The organism is Vibrio cidicii (genome assembly GCF_009665415.1).
Lineage (GTDB): Bacteria > Pseudomonadota > Gammaproteobacteria > Enterobacterales > Vibrionaceae > Vibrio > Vibrio cidicii.
Genome location: NZ_CP035922.1, coordinates 142,875 through 159,865, shown reverse-complemented (window position 1 = coordinate 159,865; position 16,991 = coordinate 142,875). Strand labels below are relative to the sequence as shown.

Here is a 16,991-nt window from a genome sequence, read left to right as displayed (position 1 = left end):
ATCACTTGAAGATTGGCAGAGACTTTTACTGTTTGCTGGCATTCAACATCACCCCAGAGAAATTACTGTAAGCTCTCACCATGATGTAAAGATCTTTCCCCGCAGCAGGCACAGAGCAAGATTCATTGTTGCCTGAACGAAAAGGGCGGCAATCATAGACACTCGTGGTAGGTTTTTCACCTGAGCGTACATACAAATCGGCATCACCCGCACCAAATTGAATCGCCACTGTCAGTGCTGACAGTCTATTTTCCGCTTTGACGACAAACATCTTCTCTTCCCCTTTATTCAAAGCCAAGTCGGTAATCGCGGAATCTGGGATGAGTTCTTCGATCGTTGGCGTAGTTGGATCAATAGACCCCTCAGGCAAAGTGTTGTTGAAGTACGTGGCGACCTGCGGCCAAATACGGCTTATTTTGACCCCTTGATTTTCACAGCCACCAAAATGGTGGAGCGCAATCGCCTTGTTATTGGCCGCGTTCAATACTGGAGAGCCCGATGATCCACCGATGGTGTCGCAGAAATAACCGGTATCGGTGTTGGTGCCTCGGCCATTGGTTGAAGCGATATCAATTTGGCACAAACCGGAGCCATTTTGATCGCTTTCAATCGCGAGCTCTTTCGGGTTGCCAGCACCATGTTGAGGAATGTAGATACCATCGCCATAGACGGGTTCATTGGCATCCAAACCTAAGTAACCAAAGGCTGCAATCTTGGCAAAGTCATCAACACTAAACAGGGTGTAGTCCAAGGTGTAATCTGTGCGCAGCAGTTCACTGCCCATCACTTTCACTGTTGTTGCCAAAGATCCGTTACAGCTGCTGCGTTGATAATTGAACCACACTTCGGTGTTTTTCAACTCAGATGCCGTACTGACACAATGGTTGTTGGTAAAGAGCGTATTGTCAGGGCCAACACGCCAAGCCGTACAGAGACTACGCCCGTCAATCAGTAGCCGAGCCACTGGGCTTGACCACGCCACTTTGTCAGCATGGCTCTCTTGCCAGCAAGCGACATCTTTACGCTCGTTGATTCCGCAAGTGGAGAATGTGCTATCTCCCCTAGACGCTGTCATTTCAGCCTGATGACCGGCGGTAAAATAGTCAATGTCGAACTCACCGACTTCACCCGCTTGGTTAGGCAGCAACTCAACGGTGACCTGTTCACCGAAAATCGATTGCGCGAACCAATTCTCTTGGCTTTGCGTATACTCCAGCACCTCGGTTCCCTCTTTTGAGGTCAGGCGGATCGAACTTCCTGCTGGTAAGATCAAGGTTTTAAAGTGTATCTTAATAAACTGCGCGCCGGGATGTTTAATCTCCAGCGGAGCGATCGCCTTGAATGCAGAGGTGTAAGCAAATGGTATTTGATCGGCGATCACAGGCAGTTCCACTTGCGCATAAGCCACGGAAGCGCTGCAGAGTGATGAAGCCAAAATAACGTTGCGTAGAATGTGTATCATTGGATGTCCTTATCGGTTGTCGATATCGATAAAAACATAATCGCTGTGACAAAATAAGCAACTAGTTGCTTATTTATAGTATGTAAACTCTTACTGACAGTTCAGCCATGTCAACTCAATCATAACGAGGTAAAGAACTGATATTTAAGGTAGAGTGAGGTATTGGACCTGGGCGGTTTTACATCCGCCCAGTGTAGAACATGGTACGTTGGAAAATCAGACGGCCACTTCGTCTAGCGCACGAAACACAGTGTCATCCAAATGGCCCTCAAACACTTGACGGCACACTTTTCGCCGCACAGCGAGTCCGGCAATCAAACGCTCAATCGACAAATGTTTGTTCTCCGTCTGGCTGTTGTACAGTTCTACGACTTTACTGAGCGCTTCATAGGGCAAAACATGCTCATCGACACGGATGTAATCCAGCTTCTCTAAGAGCTCCTGACACTCTTCTTTGATAGAAACATACGGATGGCCTGTCATCGCAGACAACGCCGTTATACTGCGTTCTAGAGCCTCTGGGGAGGTATATTTGGTTAGCGTAATGGTGATCTCATCGGCATTGATCTCCACCAAGTGTTTACGCAGTTTCACTCTACGTCCTAAATTGCCTTTCGGAGAACGCTCCTTGCGCTGAATCGGTTCAAACTCACCATCAATGATGCCCGATAGCTCTTCCAGTTTCTGCTTACTCACCATTTCGTTGCGTAGCGGATTAGGCAAAGTTGGCGCCATATTACGTTTGCCCGCATTGGTGGTGCGAGCTCGCGAGTAACGCAGCACTTCTTCAACATCACATTTGATATCGATCTGGTAATCGATCACCTTATCTTTATCTTGGATCGTTGTAACGCTCAGGTGGTAGCCCCATAAGTTGACAGTAAAAAGATCTTCCGATCCCTTTTCTTCGGATAATCGACGCAATTCACGGATCAGATCCATCGAAAAACGTCGCCATTCAATGTTACGTGCCAGCTTCTGATTAAGCTCGGTTAACAGCATGCTGTCGGTGTGACGACGAACCATACGACTGCGGAAAAATGAATACAACTGGAACACTAAGGTATGTTGTTTCAAGATCTCTGGTGGAAAGAGGAAGAAGTAATCGCGCGTCAGCAGTTCTTCGTAAAACGAAGGTTCCCAAACCAAAATGTATAGATTGGGTTTAATGCGAATTTCGCCATCACTGCCCTCTGTAGGCGCCTCTTCAGATGCCGTAATGGTGCGAGCAAGAAAGCGAAAGCGATCGCTTTTAAACCCTTCGGGCATATTCTCACTCAGCCAACGCCCTGTCAGTTCATGCAACTGAAAATCGGTAAACTCAATGCGATCAATACTATCGCGGATCGAATCCCGTGCAGGGCCACTGTCTTTTTTGCCTCTTAGCGACAAAATATCCGTGATATAGAGTGGGGTCTTGTTCGGAATATGAGTGGCATCTAACTGATATTCCTCTTTGTGATGATCATGGTATTGCACCGTCAAAGTGAACAGTGCAAATAGTGTCATCAGATCGTCCACCGTCATGATATTTTTTGAGGAACGAGTTTCGATAACCGCTCGTGTACCGGAGATTGAAACCATCGATTTTTGGTAACTTTTACGCGTCCTTGGAGGAGCGAGCGCTTGGTCAATGATCCCAGCCCAATTGGTTGGTGAAACGACGAATTGATCGGCTTCATCTTTCATACTCGGTGGTGTGTTTAAGCCGTGCTCATTGAGCAATCGTTTATTGACCTGAGTTTGTGCTAAGGCTTTCGAGCGTTTCTCTTTTTCGCTCTGTTTCACTTTTTCGGTGACTAAACTGGCTGCACCTAATACTGAGATAAGTTTGTTTGGATTAACAAAGCGATGCAGCATGGTTTTGCCTGCGAGCCCCTCTTCAAAGCGCACGGGGGTTTGGGTAAACAAGCCGATACTGACCGCGGCTCGTAAACGTTGCTGCAGAGCGGCTCGGGTTAATTGTCCATCGGTAGCATCGACAATTTCAGTGGTGGATACCAATCCATCTTTACTGCTAAACCCACGCAAAGAGATCAAATTTAACAATTCTAAAATACTTTTCGTTACCCCTTTGAAATGCTGATATTGCTCAACCCAATCTGCAGATGAGTCATTGACTTCAAATAGATGGCCGTCTTTGTGGCTCCTTGGAGCTTTGATCAGTATTTTTTCTTCGGTTGTCATGTTAGATCCAGATCGCTTTGACCGTAAAAGCACTATAGTTCCAAGAGAATAATGAAAAAAAGATCATAAATAAAGGGAAAAGAGAGATCTTTAAATAACTGATCTTTTTGCTTTATTTGATCTTATTGATATAGATGATCTAATGATCTGGAACGAACGGCGCCTGTAAGTTCCCGTAATTAAAGACTTTTTATTTTCCCCGTTAGGAAGCATGATCATCTCCAGATAGAAAACATGATCATCATTAGCCAGAAAGCATGATCATAAGTTTATGAAAACATGATCATTAGAGAATCGAAACGATGATCAGCAAAGAATAGAAAGCATGATCATCAGTCGTAAACAATTTATCCACAGAGAGAAGCCAAACGTAAGCTTTTTATCTCTATCTGCCGAGCTGAATGGCTAACGGAACGATGATCAAGCATGGCACATTTTGGCAATATGCGATGGGAATAACAGCAGTATCGGCTGATAGTCTAAAAATTGTGCGTTTACCAGCGTTAATAGAGCGTAATTGGTTTGAGTTAATCTTTGCGAAAGCATGATCATGGAAATAAGGATGATGTAATGCGTTTGTCGTCACTGCTTGATGCACCAAAGAAACGTGCGGGATTGCCTGAATCCCCATTCCATCGGCATTCTTCCGTAGTTTGGTTAAGTATTTACATGCTTCCGAGCATGATGACACTTGATCATGGTTCCGCAGAATGGATCCTCCTGCCCTCTCTCTTCCTGTAGATCTCATCGAGCTTCATGGCCATGATCATCGTTTCGCCAACCAAACTATTTACGGAAAGATGATCAACAGGCTTCCTTGATCATCTTTCCTAATGCGATTTACTCAAAATAGAATGGAAAAGGCGCGACTTTTTTACAGAAGCATGATTATGATGCGATACCGCGCTTTCTTTCTCTCTTTCTACGTGATTGCGATTAGAGCGACTTTTCCGCTCGTTTGGCTAATCGATTTGACAAGTGCCGTAATTTAGAGGTGCTATCTAATCGTTCCGATGATTTATGACATTTACATTGTAAATTAGTGACACTGTAATTCTTTCATTCTATCTCAGTTGCAAACATCAAGTTGATAAAAGCCATAGTGCTCAAAAGCACATTATCGTTCTTTTTTACATCATTATGACGTGATTAAAACATTTTTATGTGATTACTCTTCAAAATGAACGTTCACCTTTTTGTTGTATTTGAATTAAAGTGCTGTACAATCGTGTGAAAGATATTTCTCTAAGGAATCGATAATGAAAAGAGAGCAAACGATAGAGAATCTCATTAAGTTGGCCGAATCAACTCAACAAGTTCAGGCGGACCGAATTGAGATTGTGCTTGAAGAGCGCAGTGATGATTATTTTCCGCCAATGTCCAAGGCATTAATGGAAACGCGTTCTGGTTTAACCCGTCGTAAGTTGGATGATGCGATTAGCAAAATGGAAGCGGAAGGGCATCAGTTTACCAAAAACAACGCCAACCATTACTCGATCTCTTTAGAAGAAGCACATATGTTGATGGACGCTGCGGGCGTGGCGAAGTTCCACCAGCGTAAAAACAGTACCGGAAACAAGCCGTGGATTATCAATGTGCAAAACCAGAAGGGCGGTACGGGCAAGTCAATGACGGCTGTGCATTTAGCCGCTTGCTTGGCATTGAATTTGGATAAGCGTTACCGTATTTGTCTTATTGACTTAGACCCACAAGGCTCTTTGCGTTTGTTCCTCAATCCGCAAATCAGTATTGCCGAGCACGATAATATCTATTCTGCGGTTGATATCATGTTGGACAACGTTCCAGAAGAGGTCGAGGTGAATCGTGAATTCTTGCACCGCAATGTGCTTTTACCAACGCAGTATCCTAATCTGAAAACCATTTCCGCATTCCCGGAAGATGCGATGTTTAACGCTGAAGCTTGGCAGTATTTGTCACAAAATCAGTCGCTTGATATCGTGCGACTGCTCAAGGAAAAACTGATCGATAAGATTGCTGATGATTTTGATGTCATCATGATTGATACTGGTCCTCACGTCGATCCTCTGGTGTGGAATGCGATGTATGCATCGAATGCGCTGTTGATCCCATGTGCGGCGAAACGTTTAGACTGGGCGTCGACCGTCAACTTCTTCCAACACTTGCCAACCGTGTATGAAATGTTTCCAGACGATTGGAAAGGGCTGGAGTTTGTCCGCCTTATGCCAACCATGTTTGAAGATGACAATAAAAAACAAGTCTCGGTACTGACCGAGATGAACTACTTGCTTGGTGATCAAGTGATGATGGCGACCATTCCTCGCAGCCGCGCTTTTGAAACCTGCGCCGATACGTACAGCACCGTATTTGATTTAACCACGGGTGACTTTGAAGGTGGCAAAAAGACACTAGCGACGGCGCAAGATGCGGTGCAAAAGAGTGCGCTTGAACTAGAGCGTGTGCTTCATTCTCATTGGTCTTCACTGAATCAAGGATAAATAAGTCATGGCAATTAGAACTTCAGAACTCAATGCCAAACTCTTTGGTAAAGCAGATAAGCGCCGAGTCACCACACCTCAAGAGGCACAGACCGCGGCGAAAGAGCAAGCACAAGTGATTGAACTGTCTGTGGCGGGCGAGCAGAGCGTCACGTTTGAATTGGTGCGTATTGCCGCTCAAGAGGTGGAACAGAAAACGGTCGTGTTTGCAGAAAATGCTCGTGAACAAGCATTTTTAAATGAACACGCGTTGTCCGATGTTTTAAGTACTCTCAAAGAGAGAGGACAGCAATACCCAGCGGTCGGTCGTCGTGCGGCTGACGGTAAGATCGAAGTACTCGATGGTAGTCGTCGTCGTATGTCTTGTATTCTCGCGAAGCAAGATTTCCTCATTTATGTCGCCGATAACATCAGTGCTGAGCAGGCGAAATTTTTGTCTGATGTCGCTAACGCGCACAAGCCACTCTCTCTGTACGAGAAAGGTAAAGAGATGCAAGCGAAGCTAGACAAAGGCGAAGCAGAAGATCAAAAAGCGCTGGCAAAAATGTTCCAATGCAGTGAGGCATTGGTTAGCGGCGCACTCAAAGCGGCTTCGCTGCCGCTGGGGTTGCTGCAAGCTTACCCCAACGTGAGCGAGCTTGGCCGCCCGACGATCGTAAAACTGCACAAACAGTACTTCTCTTTGCCAAGTGAGCAACAAACGCAGCTTTTGCATAAATGTTTGAGTGAAGAAGGGCTGGTTTGGCAACGCAGTCAGGCTCAGGGAGTGGCGCGTTTGACCAAAGAAGTGACGGAAACACTTGAGCTGTGGATGTCTGAGTTGCTACCAAGTCAGCCTAAAGCCAAAGCAGAGAAGACAGAGCTTATCAAAGGACGCGCATCTTACAGCCGTAAGGGCAGTAATTTAGCGCTGACACTAAAGAAAATTGATGACCAAACAATGGATGAGATCCTAAAGTTCCTTGAATCCAAACTAGGATAAGACGCCATTTTTTGACGAAAAGCCGCTGATGCGGCTTTTTTTGATCCTGTGCTACCATAAGCACACTTCGAACTTGGGTACGATTTATGGACACTCCTTTACAAGCGTTGCATGCGATTTGTCAGCAAGCATCAACGACTGGCTGGCGTTACGGCGTGGTTTTGCGTGGTGACGCTAAGTGGCAAGATGCACAATTGCATCACTGGCTAACTCTGCAAACTTCAGCGGTGATTTTTTCTGTTGGGTTACGTGATGACTTTCATCCGCAGATCAGTAAAGCGGTTGGATATAAACAGGGGCAGCGCCTTTTAGGGCAGGAGTGCCAAATTCTGGTTGTCGATGCGCGCCAGCCGTTTGATGCCAATAGCTTCACTGCGGCTTGTGGTGCATTAGTTGGCGGCGGAATTTTGCTGATATTACCCAGTAACGGGCCCACAACCTCTTATGCTCAAGCTTGGTTAGAGCGTCACTTTGCCGAGTTAGTACAAATAGATAAAGGGCAGATTACCCAGCTTCCCCAATTGGTTTTAGCTGCCGAGGTTGAAGATGGTTTCGCAGATCAGCTTCATGCCGTCGAGTTGGTCAAAAAAGTGCTGACAGGTCATCGCAAGCGGCCTCTTGTTCTGACGGCAGACCGAGGACGAGGGAAAAGCAGTGCGCTTGGTCTGGCTTGTGGCCAGTTAATGCAGCAGCGGCCTTTGAAAATTTTGCTGACTGCGCCGTCATTTTCAGCAGTTGAAACGTTATTTTTCCACGCACAAACCCAGTTATCCAGTGCCCAAAGCGATGGGAAATTCATTTTACGTACTGGTGAATCGTCACTGCAATTTATTGCGCCCGATGAGCTGTTATCACAACGCCCATCGTGTGACCTCTTGCTGGTTGACGAAGCTGCCTCCATTCCTTTGCCGATGCTAAAAGCGATGGTGGCTGACTATCATCGTTTGGTCTTCTCTTCTACCGTCCATGGTTACGAAGGTTGCGGCAGAGGCTTTTCCAATAAGTTTATTCCTTGGCTGCAAGCCGAGCGGCCCGGAATGAAAGCGTATCATTTAGAGCAGCCTATCCGCTGGAAAAGCAATGACCCACTGGAAGCGTGGCTCAATCACGCCTTTTTGTTACAAAGCGATGATGTGTCGATTGACAACGTGACTCGTGATGCGTTGAGCTTGCGTTTAGTAAGTAAAGCGGAATTACTTGCGAAGCCAGCCATACTTCAATCTTGTTTCTCTCTTTTGGTCAACGCACATTATCAAACCACACCCAATGATTTACTTCAGTTGCTTGCCGATGAGGCGTGTCAGCTTTATCTCGCTCAAGCGCAAAATGCGGTCGTTTGCTGCATCTTGACTGTTGACGAAGGCGGGTTGGAGGCCGATCTGATTAAAGCGATTCAGCTTGGCCACAGGCGCCCAGCCGGGCATTTGGTTGCGACCACCATTGCCAATCATCTCGGCATTACGCAAGCCGCGCAGCAAACCGCGACACGGGTGATGCGAATTGCTGTTCACCCAGATTGGCAAGGGCGTGGCATCGGGCAGAATCTATTGGCTCAGTTACAAGTTCTGCTCGAAGGTAAAACGGATTACCTTGCGACCAGTTTTGGCGCCAGCGCGGAATTGGTTCGCTTTTGGCAGCAAGCGGGTTATGTGCCACTGCGATTGGGTTTTTCGCGTGATGCGGCCAGTGGATGCCATTCTCTGGTGATGGTGAAAGCGTTAAGTGCCTTGGCTGAAAGATGGCAAACGCAAGCGCATCTGATGTTCAAAGAGACACTGCCGGATTATCTGTCGTCGAGTTTTTCCGAGTTGGATGCGATGCTGGTACGATCGCTGCTCAACACGGTGAGCTACTCAAGCCCCAATCCGACTTGTATCGCTCTGATTGTTAATTATGCTGAAGGTGGCAACAGTTTTGACAGCGTCCAACCTTGGCTTAAAGCTTGGCTACTGTCGCTTGAGGTGCAGAGCCTATCGGATCTGTTAATCAGTAAAGTGTTGCTTAACCAATCGTGGCAGTACTGCGCGGAGCGTTTTACTTTCCCTGGCCGCAAACAAGCAGAACAAGCGCTAAGAGGCGATGTGCACCAACTCGTTTCCCTGTCAAATTTACAATGTAAATTGGAGCATCTTGCCGAGTAAACTCATTGCTATTTACACTGTAAATCGAGCCCATTAATCCTTATTTGTTTTTAGCAGTAGAAGATAGTGAGCTGCAACGGAAAGGGAATCGATATATTGGAGGCGCGCTTTGGCTAGTGGGGATCTATCTGTGTGTGGTTGGTGAAGTGGATTTACAGTGTAAACCGATTGAGCGAGAAATGAACTCGCAGTCACAAACTGGATGCAATCTCGTTCGATATACCCTTTAGTGATGTGAGCCAGATTATTCCCTTTCCATGATTCTCAGCGATCCTCATTTTCGTTAGACTAGTTCCAAGATTACCTTTTGGCTTTAACTGCACGTGGCTGTTTATGTGGAAACTATGCCTTTCATGGAATGAAAATAAGACCAGCATCATTGCCAAACTCCCAGAAGTGGATTTGGGTGGTGAGCTGATCAGAAAAGAAATTGACGCCGTACTGGCGGAGATGGACGCTGGAAATCTGTTTCTTGATGAAGCAGAAGTGGTGCGGTTTATTAACAGTGTGCGGGAGAAAAAGGCCGAAGCGTACCAAGGTATTGAGGTGGCAAAACGGTTGAATGCACAGTTGGAAGTCGAACTGTCAAACAATGATATGTTGGCCAGTATGAAAGTTACGGGCGCCTACGGTGGACGAAGTTTACGTGGCAGTGAGATAGTCCACGCGCTAGCCAGCGCGCATGTCACTAAAGGCATTAACAAGCTGGCCTTGAAAAAAGTGCTGGTCATGAGTAATCAGCTCAAACCGGGAGAGAGCTTTGTACAGGCTGTGGCGCAAGGCAAACAACCAGTTAAAGGCAAAGATGCCCAGTTTGTCCCTCTAGTTGAAGACATCACCAAGCGAGTGCTTAAACCGGAAAAAGGGAAATCAGCGAACGCTAAAATCGACATGCGCAATCTTGGTGAAACCATTACCGTTGAACGCGGAGACGAAGTGATGCGTCGCGAGCCCGCCACTAAAGGTACCCCGGGATTTACGGTTCAAGGCAAAGCCATTCCACCTTTAGCGGGGAAAGATGCTGTGCTGAAACCCGGCAAAGGAACGGAAATTGCGTCTTACAATCCCAACATACTCATCGCCAGTCAAGCAGGCATGCCGCTGATTAAAGAAAAAACCATCGAAGTCGACAGTGCGCTGTGCCTCAATAACGTCGGTGTCGGGACTGGACATATCAAATTTAAAGGTAATGTCGTGATCTCCGGTGATATTGAGGCTGGGATGAAAGTGCGTGCGACGGGCTCTATCACCGTTGGTGGCTTCATTGAATCCGCCGATGTACAGGCACAAGGCGATATTGTGGTTGGCAAAGGCATCATAGGTCATACCGTGAGTGATGGTGAAGCCAAAAGTTGCTCGGTTAAAACCAAAGGCAATATTAGCGCCAACTACGCACAATATTGTGAGTTGCAGGCAGGGCACAACATTGAACTTGCAGTGCATTCACTCAACAACGACATTTTGTGCGGGCATGATCTCACCGTGATGGACGCCAATGGTAAAAATGGTACCTTGAGTGGCGGGGTAGCCCGCGTTGGCGGAAAAGTAAAATGTGTCTTCCTTGGCGTTGAAGGGGATACGGCGACTAAGATTGAGGCCTTTGCTCGTTTCGCCGCCTATAAAGATAAAATCGCTTCGCTCAAAGAGCAGTATAAGATTGCCCAAGAAGAGACGATGGATGTGATTCGTCGCGAACTCGAATTTAAGAAGACGCCGAAATCGGAGAGGGAAGAAGGCGTCGAAGCTGAAATTGCAGATCTGAAAGCGCAAAACAGTGCGCAACTCGAGTCGCTTAAAGGCGATCTCGAAACTGCCGATGCCGAATTCAACGCATTGTTGGAAATTAACACGGTGGAAGCAACGGAAAAAGTGTTCACCCGAGTGACGGTGCAATTTGGTGATGAACAGGTGGTGACCAAGCGAACTCATGGTGGCAGTATCTTCCGCTTCAATCAGTATGAAATCAAAGTTTCTTCAACTCTGGAAGAAGAAGACGTGGCCGTAAACTAGCCCTCATTTTGAGTATTAGTTTTTGGAAGATTGCTTTTTAGAAGATTGCTTTTTAGCCACAACTCCTTTAGGTTAACTATATGACACAGACTAAGATTGTTACCCAAGCCCTTTGTTGTTGCTGTAAAACTCCGTTTTACGGCCGAAAGCGCGTGTCTGTTTGTTAGTATAACTACCCGTATTTCTAAGGCCGTCGATGCATGCATCCACGGCCTTTTTTATTTTTGCAAGGAAGAAAATATGAATTATCCCTCTCCCGTTCAGCTGTTTAATACGCTCACTAGGACCCTTCAGCCCTTTCGCACCATTCGGAAAAACGAAGTCGGGCTCTATGCTTGTGGCCCGACAGTTTACGATTACGCGCATATCGGCAATTTGCGTACCTACTTGTTTGTTGATGTTTTGACACGAGTGCTGAGACTCAACGGTTATCAAGTCAAGCACGTGATGAATATCACCGATGTTGGTCATCTGGTCTCCGATGGGGACAGTGGAGAAGACAAAATGGAAAAAGGTGCGCGCAAACAAGGGAAAAGCGCGTGGGAAATCGCTCGCTACTTTGAACAAACCTTTTTCACGGATTTGCACAAACTGAATATCGAGCAGCCGAGTCAGGTGTGCCGTGCCACAGAGCACATTGATGAGCAGATAGCGTTTGTGCGTGAGCTGCAAGAAAAAGGCTTTACTTATCGCACCAGTGACGGAATTTACTTCGATACAGAAAAGCTCGCGAATTATGGCGAGTTGGCCAAACTGGATAAAAAAGGACTCGCGGCGGGTATTCGTGTGGAGATGGCTGAGAAAAGGCTGCCCACCGATTTTGCGCTGTGGAAGTTCAGTGGCGAGCAACAAAGACAAATGGAGTGGCCGAGCCCTTGGGGCATTGGGTTTCCCGGTTGGCACATCGAATGTTCCGCGATGGCCGAAAAATACTTGGGTAAGCGATTTGATATTCATGTCGGCGGAGAAGACCATATCCCAATTCATCACACCAACGAGATCGCCCAATGTGAAGCAAAGAATGGTCATATTCAGGCCAATTTTTGGTTGCATGGCTATTTTCTACAACTCAGCAATGAAAAGATCTCCAAATCCGGAACGTCAATGCGCTTAGAAAGCTTGTTGCAGCAAAGCTACACTCCGCTGGCTTATCGTTACCTCACATTGACTGCCCATTATCGAAGCCATTTGAACTTTACTTGGCAAGGGTTAAGCGGCGCGCAGACCGCACTGAATCGCATGCGGCGAAGGCTCGCTGATTTACCCGAAGGCGGGCGAGTAGATGCGGCTTTCCGAGAGCGTTTTATGCTGCTGGTCAACCGCGATCTCAACATGCCGCAAGCCCTGGCACTCGCTTGGCAGGTGTTCGACAGTGACATTTCGCCGGAGGATAAAAGAGCAACCTTGCTCTATTTCGACCGCGTGTTTGGTTTACAGTTGGAGCGCAATGAGGAGATTATCATCCCAGTGCAAGTACAAGCACTGGCGGACCAACGTTTGGCGCTGAAACAGCAAGGACGTTATCAAGAGGCGGATAAACTAAGAGATGAGATTGTGGAACTCGGTTATCAAGTGAATGATGTTGGTAACCACTCAACTACGTTACAGCGACGTTGAGTCGGGCATGACGGGTCTATTTACACTGTAAACTGAGAATAAAAATAACCCCAGCTTGTGCTGGGGTTGGTGTTAACTGACGGCGCGAACTTTGCCTTGTTTGAGATCACTGAGCACCTGTGCTTTGGGCCCATCGGCAATAATACTGCCTTTTTCCATCACGATGACGCGTTCCACCACATCCAACATCGACGTTTTATGCGTGATGAGAATCAGCGTTTCACTCGCTTTTAGTTGAGAGAGCTGATGCTTGATCTGCATTTCCGAGCGGTTATCCATGGCACTGGTTGGCTCGTCCATGAGTAGGATTGGTGGCCGTCCCAAAAATGCGCGCGCAATGGTGACCGCTTGTCGCTGCCCCCCCGAGAGCATTGCACCGCCTTCGCCCACTTGACGCTCCAAACCTGCGGGGTCAGCTTGGGTAAAACTGGTCACACCGGCGCGGTTAGCGGCGTCTAACACGTCCCTATCGTCGACCAAAGGACGCCCTAAGGTAATGTTTTCGCGAATGGAGCCAAAGAACAGGGTACTGTCTTGAGGAACGCAGCCAATGTTGCGACGGATATCGACATGATGCAACTGCTCAATATCGGTGTCGTCGATACGCACGTGTCCTGCTGTGGGTTTGTACAAGCCCATAATTAGCCGTTCCAGTGTGGTTTTACCCGAGCCAATTCGGCCAATGATGGCGACTTTTTCCCCCGGATTAATGGTCAGGCTCAAATCACGAATCGAAGCGATGGGGGCATCTGGGTAGTGAAATGTCACTCGATCCAGTTCAATTTTGCCTTGCACAATCGGGCGGTGAATATAGCGTTTGCCTTCTTCTTGCTCATCTGGCATTTCCATCACCTGATTAATGATGGTCATTGACGATTTTGCTTGATTGTAGCGAGTTGATAACAGCGAAAGCTGCACTAGCGGACCAATCGCTTTGCCGCTCAGCATCGTCGCGGCGATCAGGCCCCCCATGGTCAGATCACCCTCAGAAATGAGATAGACGCCAAGAATGATCATACCCACGTTGGCACTTTGTTGCACAAAGCCAGCAGCACTTTGGATGCTGTCGGTGATGCGGCGGGTTTTGATGTTCCAGTTAGCCATGTGGGCGACCGCTTCTTCCCAGCGGTACTGAAACTGACCTTGAGCGCTGAACAGTTTGACCGTTTCCAGCCCGGCTAGGCTTTCGATCAGGTTGGCATATTTTTGTGACGCCAAACGGGAGCCTTCTTCAATCGAGCGGCGCAGAGGGCCTTGAATGAGGAATGAGTGAATCATCACGATCAGCACGCCGATGATGGGTACCCAAACCAAGTCGCCCGCCATCAACCAAATCAGTAAGAGAAACAGCAGTGCGAAGGGAAGGTCGATCAGCGAGCTTATCGTTGCCGAAGTAAAAAACTCGCGAATCGATTCAAACTCTTGCAAGTGGCGAGCAAAAGCGCCGACAGAAGGGGGTTTCGATTCCATGCGAATGCCCATCACTTTGCTAAACAACTTGGAAGAAATCAAGATGTCCGACTTTTTCCCTGCCACATCAATAAAGTAGTTGCGCAGCATTTTTAGGACAAAATCGAACAGGAAGACAACGAAAATCCCACTTGCCAGTACCCATAAGGTTTCAAACGCGAGATTTGGCACCACCTTGTCATAGACAATACGAGTAAACATCGGCGCTGCGATGGCAAATAGGTTAATCAGGATAGAAGCGATCAAGACGTCACGATAGATGTGTTTTGATTGCCACAAAGTAGACCAGAACCAATGACCTTCGCGCGTTTTAAGAATTTCAGGCGAGCGTTCGTCATAGCGAAATTGCTTTTTGACTAAGAAATAGCGCCCTGTGTACTGCGCTTTGAGCTCGTCCAAAGGAATGACGACCGGCACCATACCACTTTCTAAGGTGGTGATTTCCGCTTCGCCTTTTTCTTGATTGAGGCTGTTAAGTACGCATGAGTCGCCGCCTTTGAGCAGCAAAATGGCGGGCAAGACTAAGCTGGAGATGGCTTCCAGTTCTGCGCGGTTCTCTTTCGCAACCAGGCCTGCACGCTCTGCAGAACGTGGCAGCAGAAAAGGCGTCAGCTTGCCATCGGAGAGTGGCAAACCATTGACCAGCGCCTCAGGCGAGTTGGCCAGTCCGTAATAGCGGCTGACGTATATCAGCGAATTCAACAATGGATCTTTCATGAGATAACCTTACTACTCTTTATCTACGATGAAGCCCTGGAATACTTCAACAAAATGTTCTGACAAGAAGTCCAACTGCGTTTGGGTTTCTACCCTTGAGGCGATGGTGGTGATACCCAAATTGTGAGCCGCCCGAGAGATGGACGTCAGGGTGAATTTCTGCTTTTCATCGTCCAGATTGTGGGTAAACAGATAGTCGAGTTTGACGTAGCTAGGACGATATTCATTAATGTAATCGAGCGATTGGAAGTTACGACCGTAGTTGTCCACGCCAAACTCGGCACCAGCGTTACGAATAGCGTGGCACAATAAAGCGGTGTGGTGTGGCTGGTTTACAAAGCACTCTTCTGGGATCTCAAAATGAAGCAAAGACGCCACTGATTTATGTTTCTCCAGTGTATTGGTTATCCAACGGATGAAGCTGGGCTGTGACAGACTGCTGTGGGCGATGTTGATCGCCATCGGCTCGGTGAAGGTTTTACGCTCCAGCAGCTTGATCATCGATTCAATCACGTATTCGTCAAATAGGTGGGTTGCTTCGAGCTGTTCCAACGCATAGAGATATTGGTTCGCACGGTAAACCACGCCTTCTTTTTCAATGCTGGAGAAGACTTCACGGTGGAACGTGTTACCAGTGCGGCTGTTGGCTGATTGAAAACGGAACTGAATCCAATCGTTGTGAATCGCTTCTTCCACCAAGGCTTTCCACTGCTGTTTGCCCATGGTACTGCCTTGTGTGTCGGTGCCGACAAAGCCGTAGGTAAGCTCTGGTGACGCTTTGGCTTTGGAAAGCGCGTTGTCGACCATAGAGAGCATTTCTGTGCGTGTTTTGCTGTCTTTGTTATGCGCAACCCCCAAAGCCACTTTGGCATCAGCAGTACCCGTTGGGTCAGTATTGAGCATTTGCACGCAATTGATGATGCTGTCCGCGACAATCTTGAGTTCACTCTCATCCATGTGAGGGAAGATAAAACCAAACTCATCGCTGGAGATTCGAGCCATGGTGGCGCCGGGGACGGTGATGGTACTCTCGAGCTGTTTTGCCAATTCGGCCACCATGCGATCGGCCGATTGATAATCTTTGTTGTCATACACTTCGCCGATGTACTCGGCGTTGAGTACCGCGACGCCGCCGGGCGCATTTTCCGCAAGCCACTGATCGAGCTGACTGATATAGAAAGAGCGGTTGCCCAGCTTCGATACAGGGTCGATGTACGCCTGCTCGCGTAGACGCTGTGCCTCTTTCGCCTGAATCTTAAAGGAGACTTCAATCTGTGATGACATGCGGTTAATGCCATCGACGACGGCAATCAAATCTTTGGTGTGAGGGCGAGCGAGTGGTTCGCCAAACTTGTTGTTGGCGATGTCGTTCATCTTCTCAATGATGGCGGTGAGCGGTTTCAGCGAGCGTTTGAGTATGTAAGCAATCGCGAGTAGACCGATGACAAAGATGCCACTAAATGCGCTGACAAGGCGCATAAAAGCTTGCCAAAGCTGTTCGTATGCCGCACCCGGGTGGCTCACTATCTCCACTTCCGCCAGTTGCAACCAACCGCTGGTGACAATGCGCTGATCATGGATGCGCTGGAACAGATTTAGTTTACTAAACCAAGCAGGTACTGAGTTCGGCTTGACTGGGTAAGTACGAATGATCTCTTCCCCTGAATCGAGGAAAATAAGCCGCACCACTGAGTAAGAACTGCCATCGAACAGAGCGTTGATCACCGATTCCACCGCCACTGTATCTTTGTCTTTCAGATAAGGGGCCAGCGCTAAACCAACGGTGTTGATGGTGTTGTTCATCTCGGAGCGTTGCTGCTGCTCTAGGCTATTCCGAGTGGTGTTGAATTCGATTACAAATACTGATGCCATCAGCAGGATAAACACTGTAATCATACCAACCACAAGTTGCTTGTATAATGTCATGC

General features: G+C 47.6%; 9 protein-coding genes. 5 read left to right on the top strand and 4 right to left on the bottom strand.

The genetic code is table 11. From position 1 onward, the window contains the following. Positions 1-25: 25 nt before the first annotated feature. Both EWA64_RS16255 and EWA64_RS16250 read right to left on the bottom strand, forming a co-directional pair. The gene (locus EWA64_RS16255; RefSeq protein WP_061895474.1) at positions 26-1,462 is read right to left on the bottom strand and encodes a serine protease; all 1,437 of its coding nucleotides are present in this window, start codon (positions 1,460-1,462) and stop codon (positions 26-28) included. 216 nt (positions 1,463-1,678) lie between these two features. Continuing rightward, positions 1,679-3,649 carry a replication initiator protein RctB domain-containing protein gene (locus EWA64_RS16250; RefSeq protein ID WP_061895475.1) on the bottom strand — a complete coding sequence of 657 codons (1,971 nt, stop codon included), beginning with the start codon at positions 3,647-3,649 and terminating at the stop codon, positions 1,679-1,681. Positions 3,650-4,908: 1,259 nt separating this feature from the next. Between EWA64_RS16250 and EWA64_RS16245 the strand changes: the two genes are divergently transcribed. From EWA64_RS16245 to cysS, 5 genes are all read left to right on the top strand, one after another. Beyond that, positions 4,909-6,126 (top strand): AAA family ATPase, encoded by a 1,218-nt coding sequence (locus EWA64_RS16245; RefSeq protein ID WP_039426622.1) that lies wholly within the window; start codon positions 4,909-4,911, stop codon positions 6,124-6,126. Between the two features lie 7 nt (positions 6,127-6,133). Next, positions 6,134-7,108, top strand: coding sequence for a ParB/RepB/Spo0J family partition protein (locus EWA64_RS16240; protein ID WP_061895476.1), 975 nt, complete (start codon positions 6,134-6,136; stop codon positions 7,106-7,108). An 86-nt stretch (positions 7,109-7,194) separates the two neighbouring features. After that, positions 7,195-9,249 carry a tRNA(Met) cytidine acetyltransferase TmcA gene (locus tag EWA64_RS16235; protein WP_061895477.1) on the top strand — a complete coding sequence of 685 codons (2,055 nt, stop codon included), beginning with the start codon at positions 7,195-7,197 and terminating at the stop codon, positions 9,247-9,249. A gap of 333 nt (positions 9,250-9,582) precedes the next feature. Beyond that, positions 9,583-11,259, top strand: a complete 1,677-nt coding sequence (locus EWA64_RS16230; protein WP_061895478.1) for a flagellar assembly protein A — start codon at positions 9,583-9,585, stop codon at positions 11,257-11,259. Between the two features lie 240 nt (positions 11,260-11,499). Next, positions 11,500-12,876: a cysteine--tRNA ligase gene (cysS, locus tag EWA64_RS16225; RefSeq protein WP_061895479.1), complete on the top strand. Its 1,377-nt coding sequence runs from the start codon at positions 11,500-11,502 to the stop codon at positions 12,874-12,876. 72 nt (positions 12,877-12,948) lie between these two features. On the opposite strand, the gene EWA64_RS16220 is transcribed toward cysS, so the two are convergent. Together EWA64_RS16220 and EWA64_RS16215 are read right to left on the bottom strand one after the other, a co-directional pair. Then, on the bottom strand, positions 12,949-15,063 hold the full coding sequence (locus EWA64_RS16220; protein ID WP_061895480.1) for a type I secretion system permease/ATPase: 2,115 nt from the start codon (positions 15,061-15,063) through the stop codon (positions 12,949-12,951). A 12-nt stretch (positions 15,064-15,075) separates the two neighbouring features. Continuing rightward, positions 15,076-16,989 (bottom strand): bifunctional diguanylate cyclase/phosphodiesterase, encoded by a 1,914-nt coding sequence (locus EWA64_RS16215; protein ID WP_061895507.1) that lies wholly within the window; start codon positions 16,987-16,989, stop codon positions 15,076-15,078. Positions 16,990-16,991: the final 2 nt, after the last annotated feature.

Excerpts from the sequence above, each read along its gene's own strand:
- EWA64_RS16235 (WP_061895477.1), top strand. The coding sequence starts at position 7,195 with ATGGACACTCCTTTACAAGCGTTGCATGCGATTTGTCAGCAAGCATCA.
- EWA64_RS16255 (WP_061895474.1), bottom strand. The coding sequence starts at position 1,462 with ATGATACACATTCTACGCAACGTTATTTTGGCTTCATCACTCTGCAGC.
- EWA64_RS16230 (WP_061895478.1), top strand. The coding sequence starts at position 9,583 with ATGTGGAAACTATGCCTTTCATGGAATGAAAATAAGACCAGCATCATT.
- cysS (WP_061895479.1), top strand. The coding sequence starts at position 11,500 with ATGAATTATCCCTCTCCCGTTCAGCTGTTTAATACGCTCACTAGGACC.
- EWA64_RS16245 (WP_039426622.1), top strand. The coding sequence starts at position 4,909 with ATGAAAAGAGAGCAAACGATAGAGAATCTCATTAAGTTGGCCGAATCA.
- EWA64_RS16220 (WP_061895480.1), bottom strand. The coding sequence starts at position 15,063 with ATGAAAGATCCATTGTTGAATTCGCTGATATACGTCAGCCGCTATTAC.
- EWA64_RS16240 (WP_061895476.1), top strand. The coding sequence starts at position 6,134 with ATGGCAATTAGAACTTCAGAACTCAATGCCAAACTCTTTGGTAAAGCA.
- EWA64_RS16215 (WP_061895507.1), bottom strand. The coding sequence starts at position 16,989 with ATGACATTATACAAGCAACTTGTGGTTGGTATGATTACAGTGTTTATC.
- EWA64_RS16250 (WP_061895475.1), bottom strand. The coding sequence starts at position 3,649 with ATGACAACCGAAGAAAAAATACTGATCAAAGCTCCAAGGAGCCACAAA.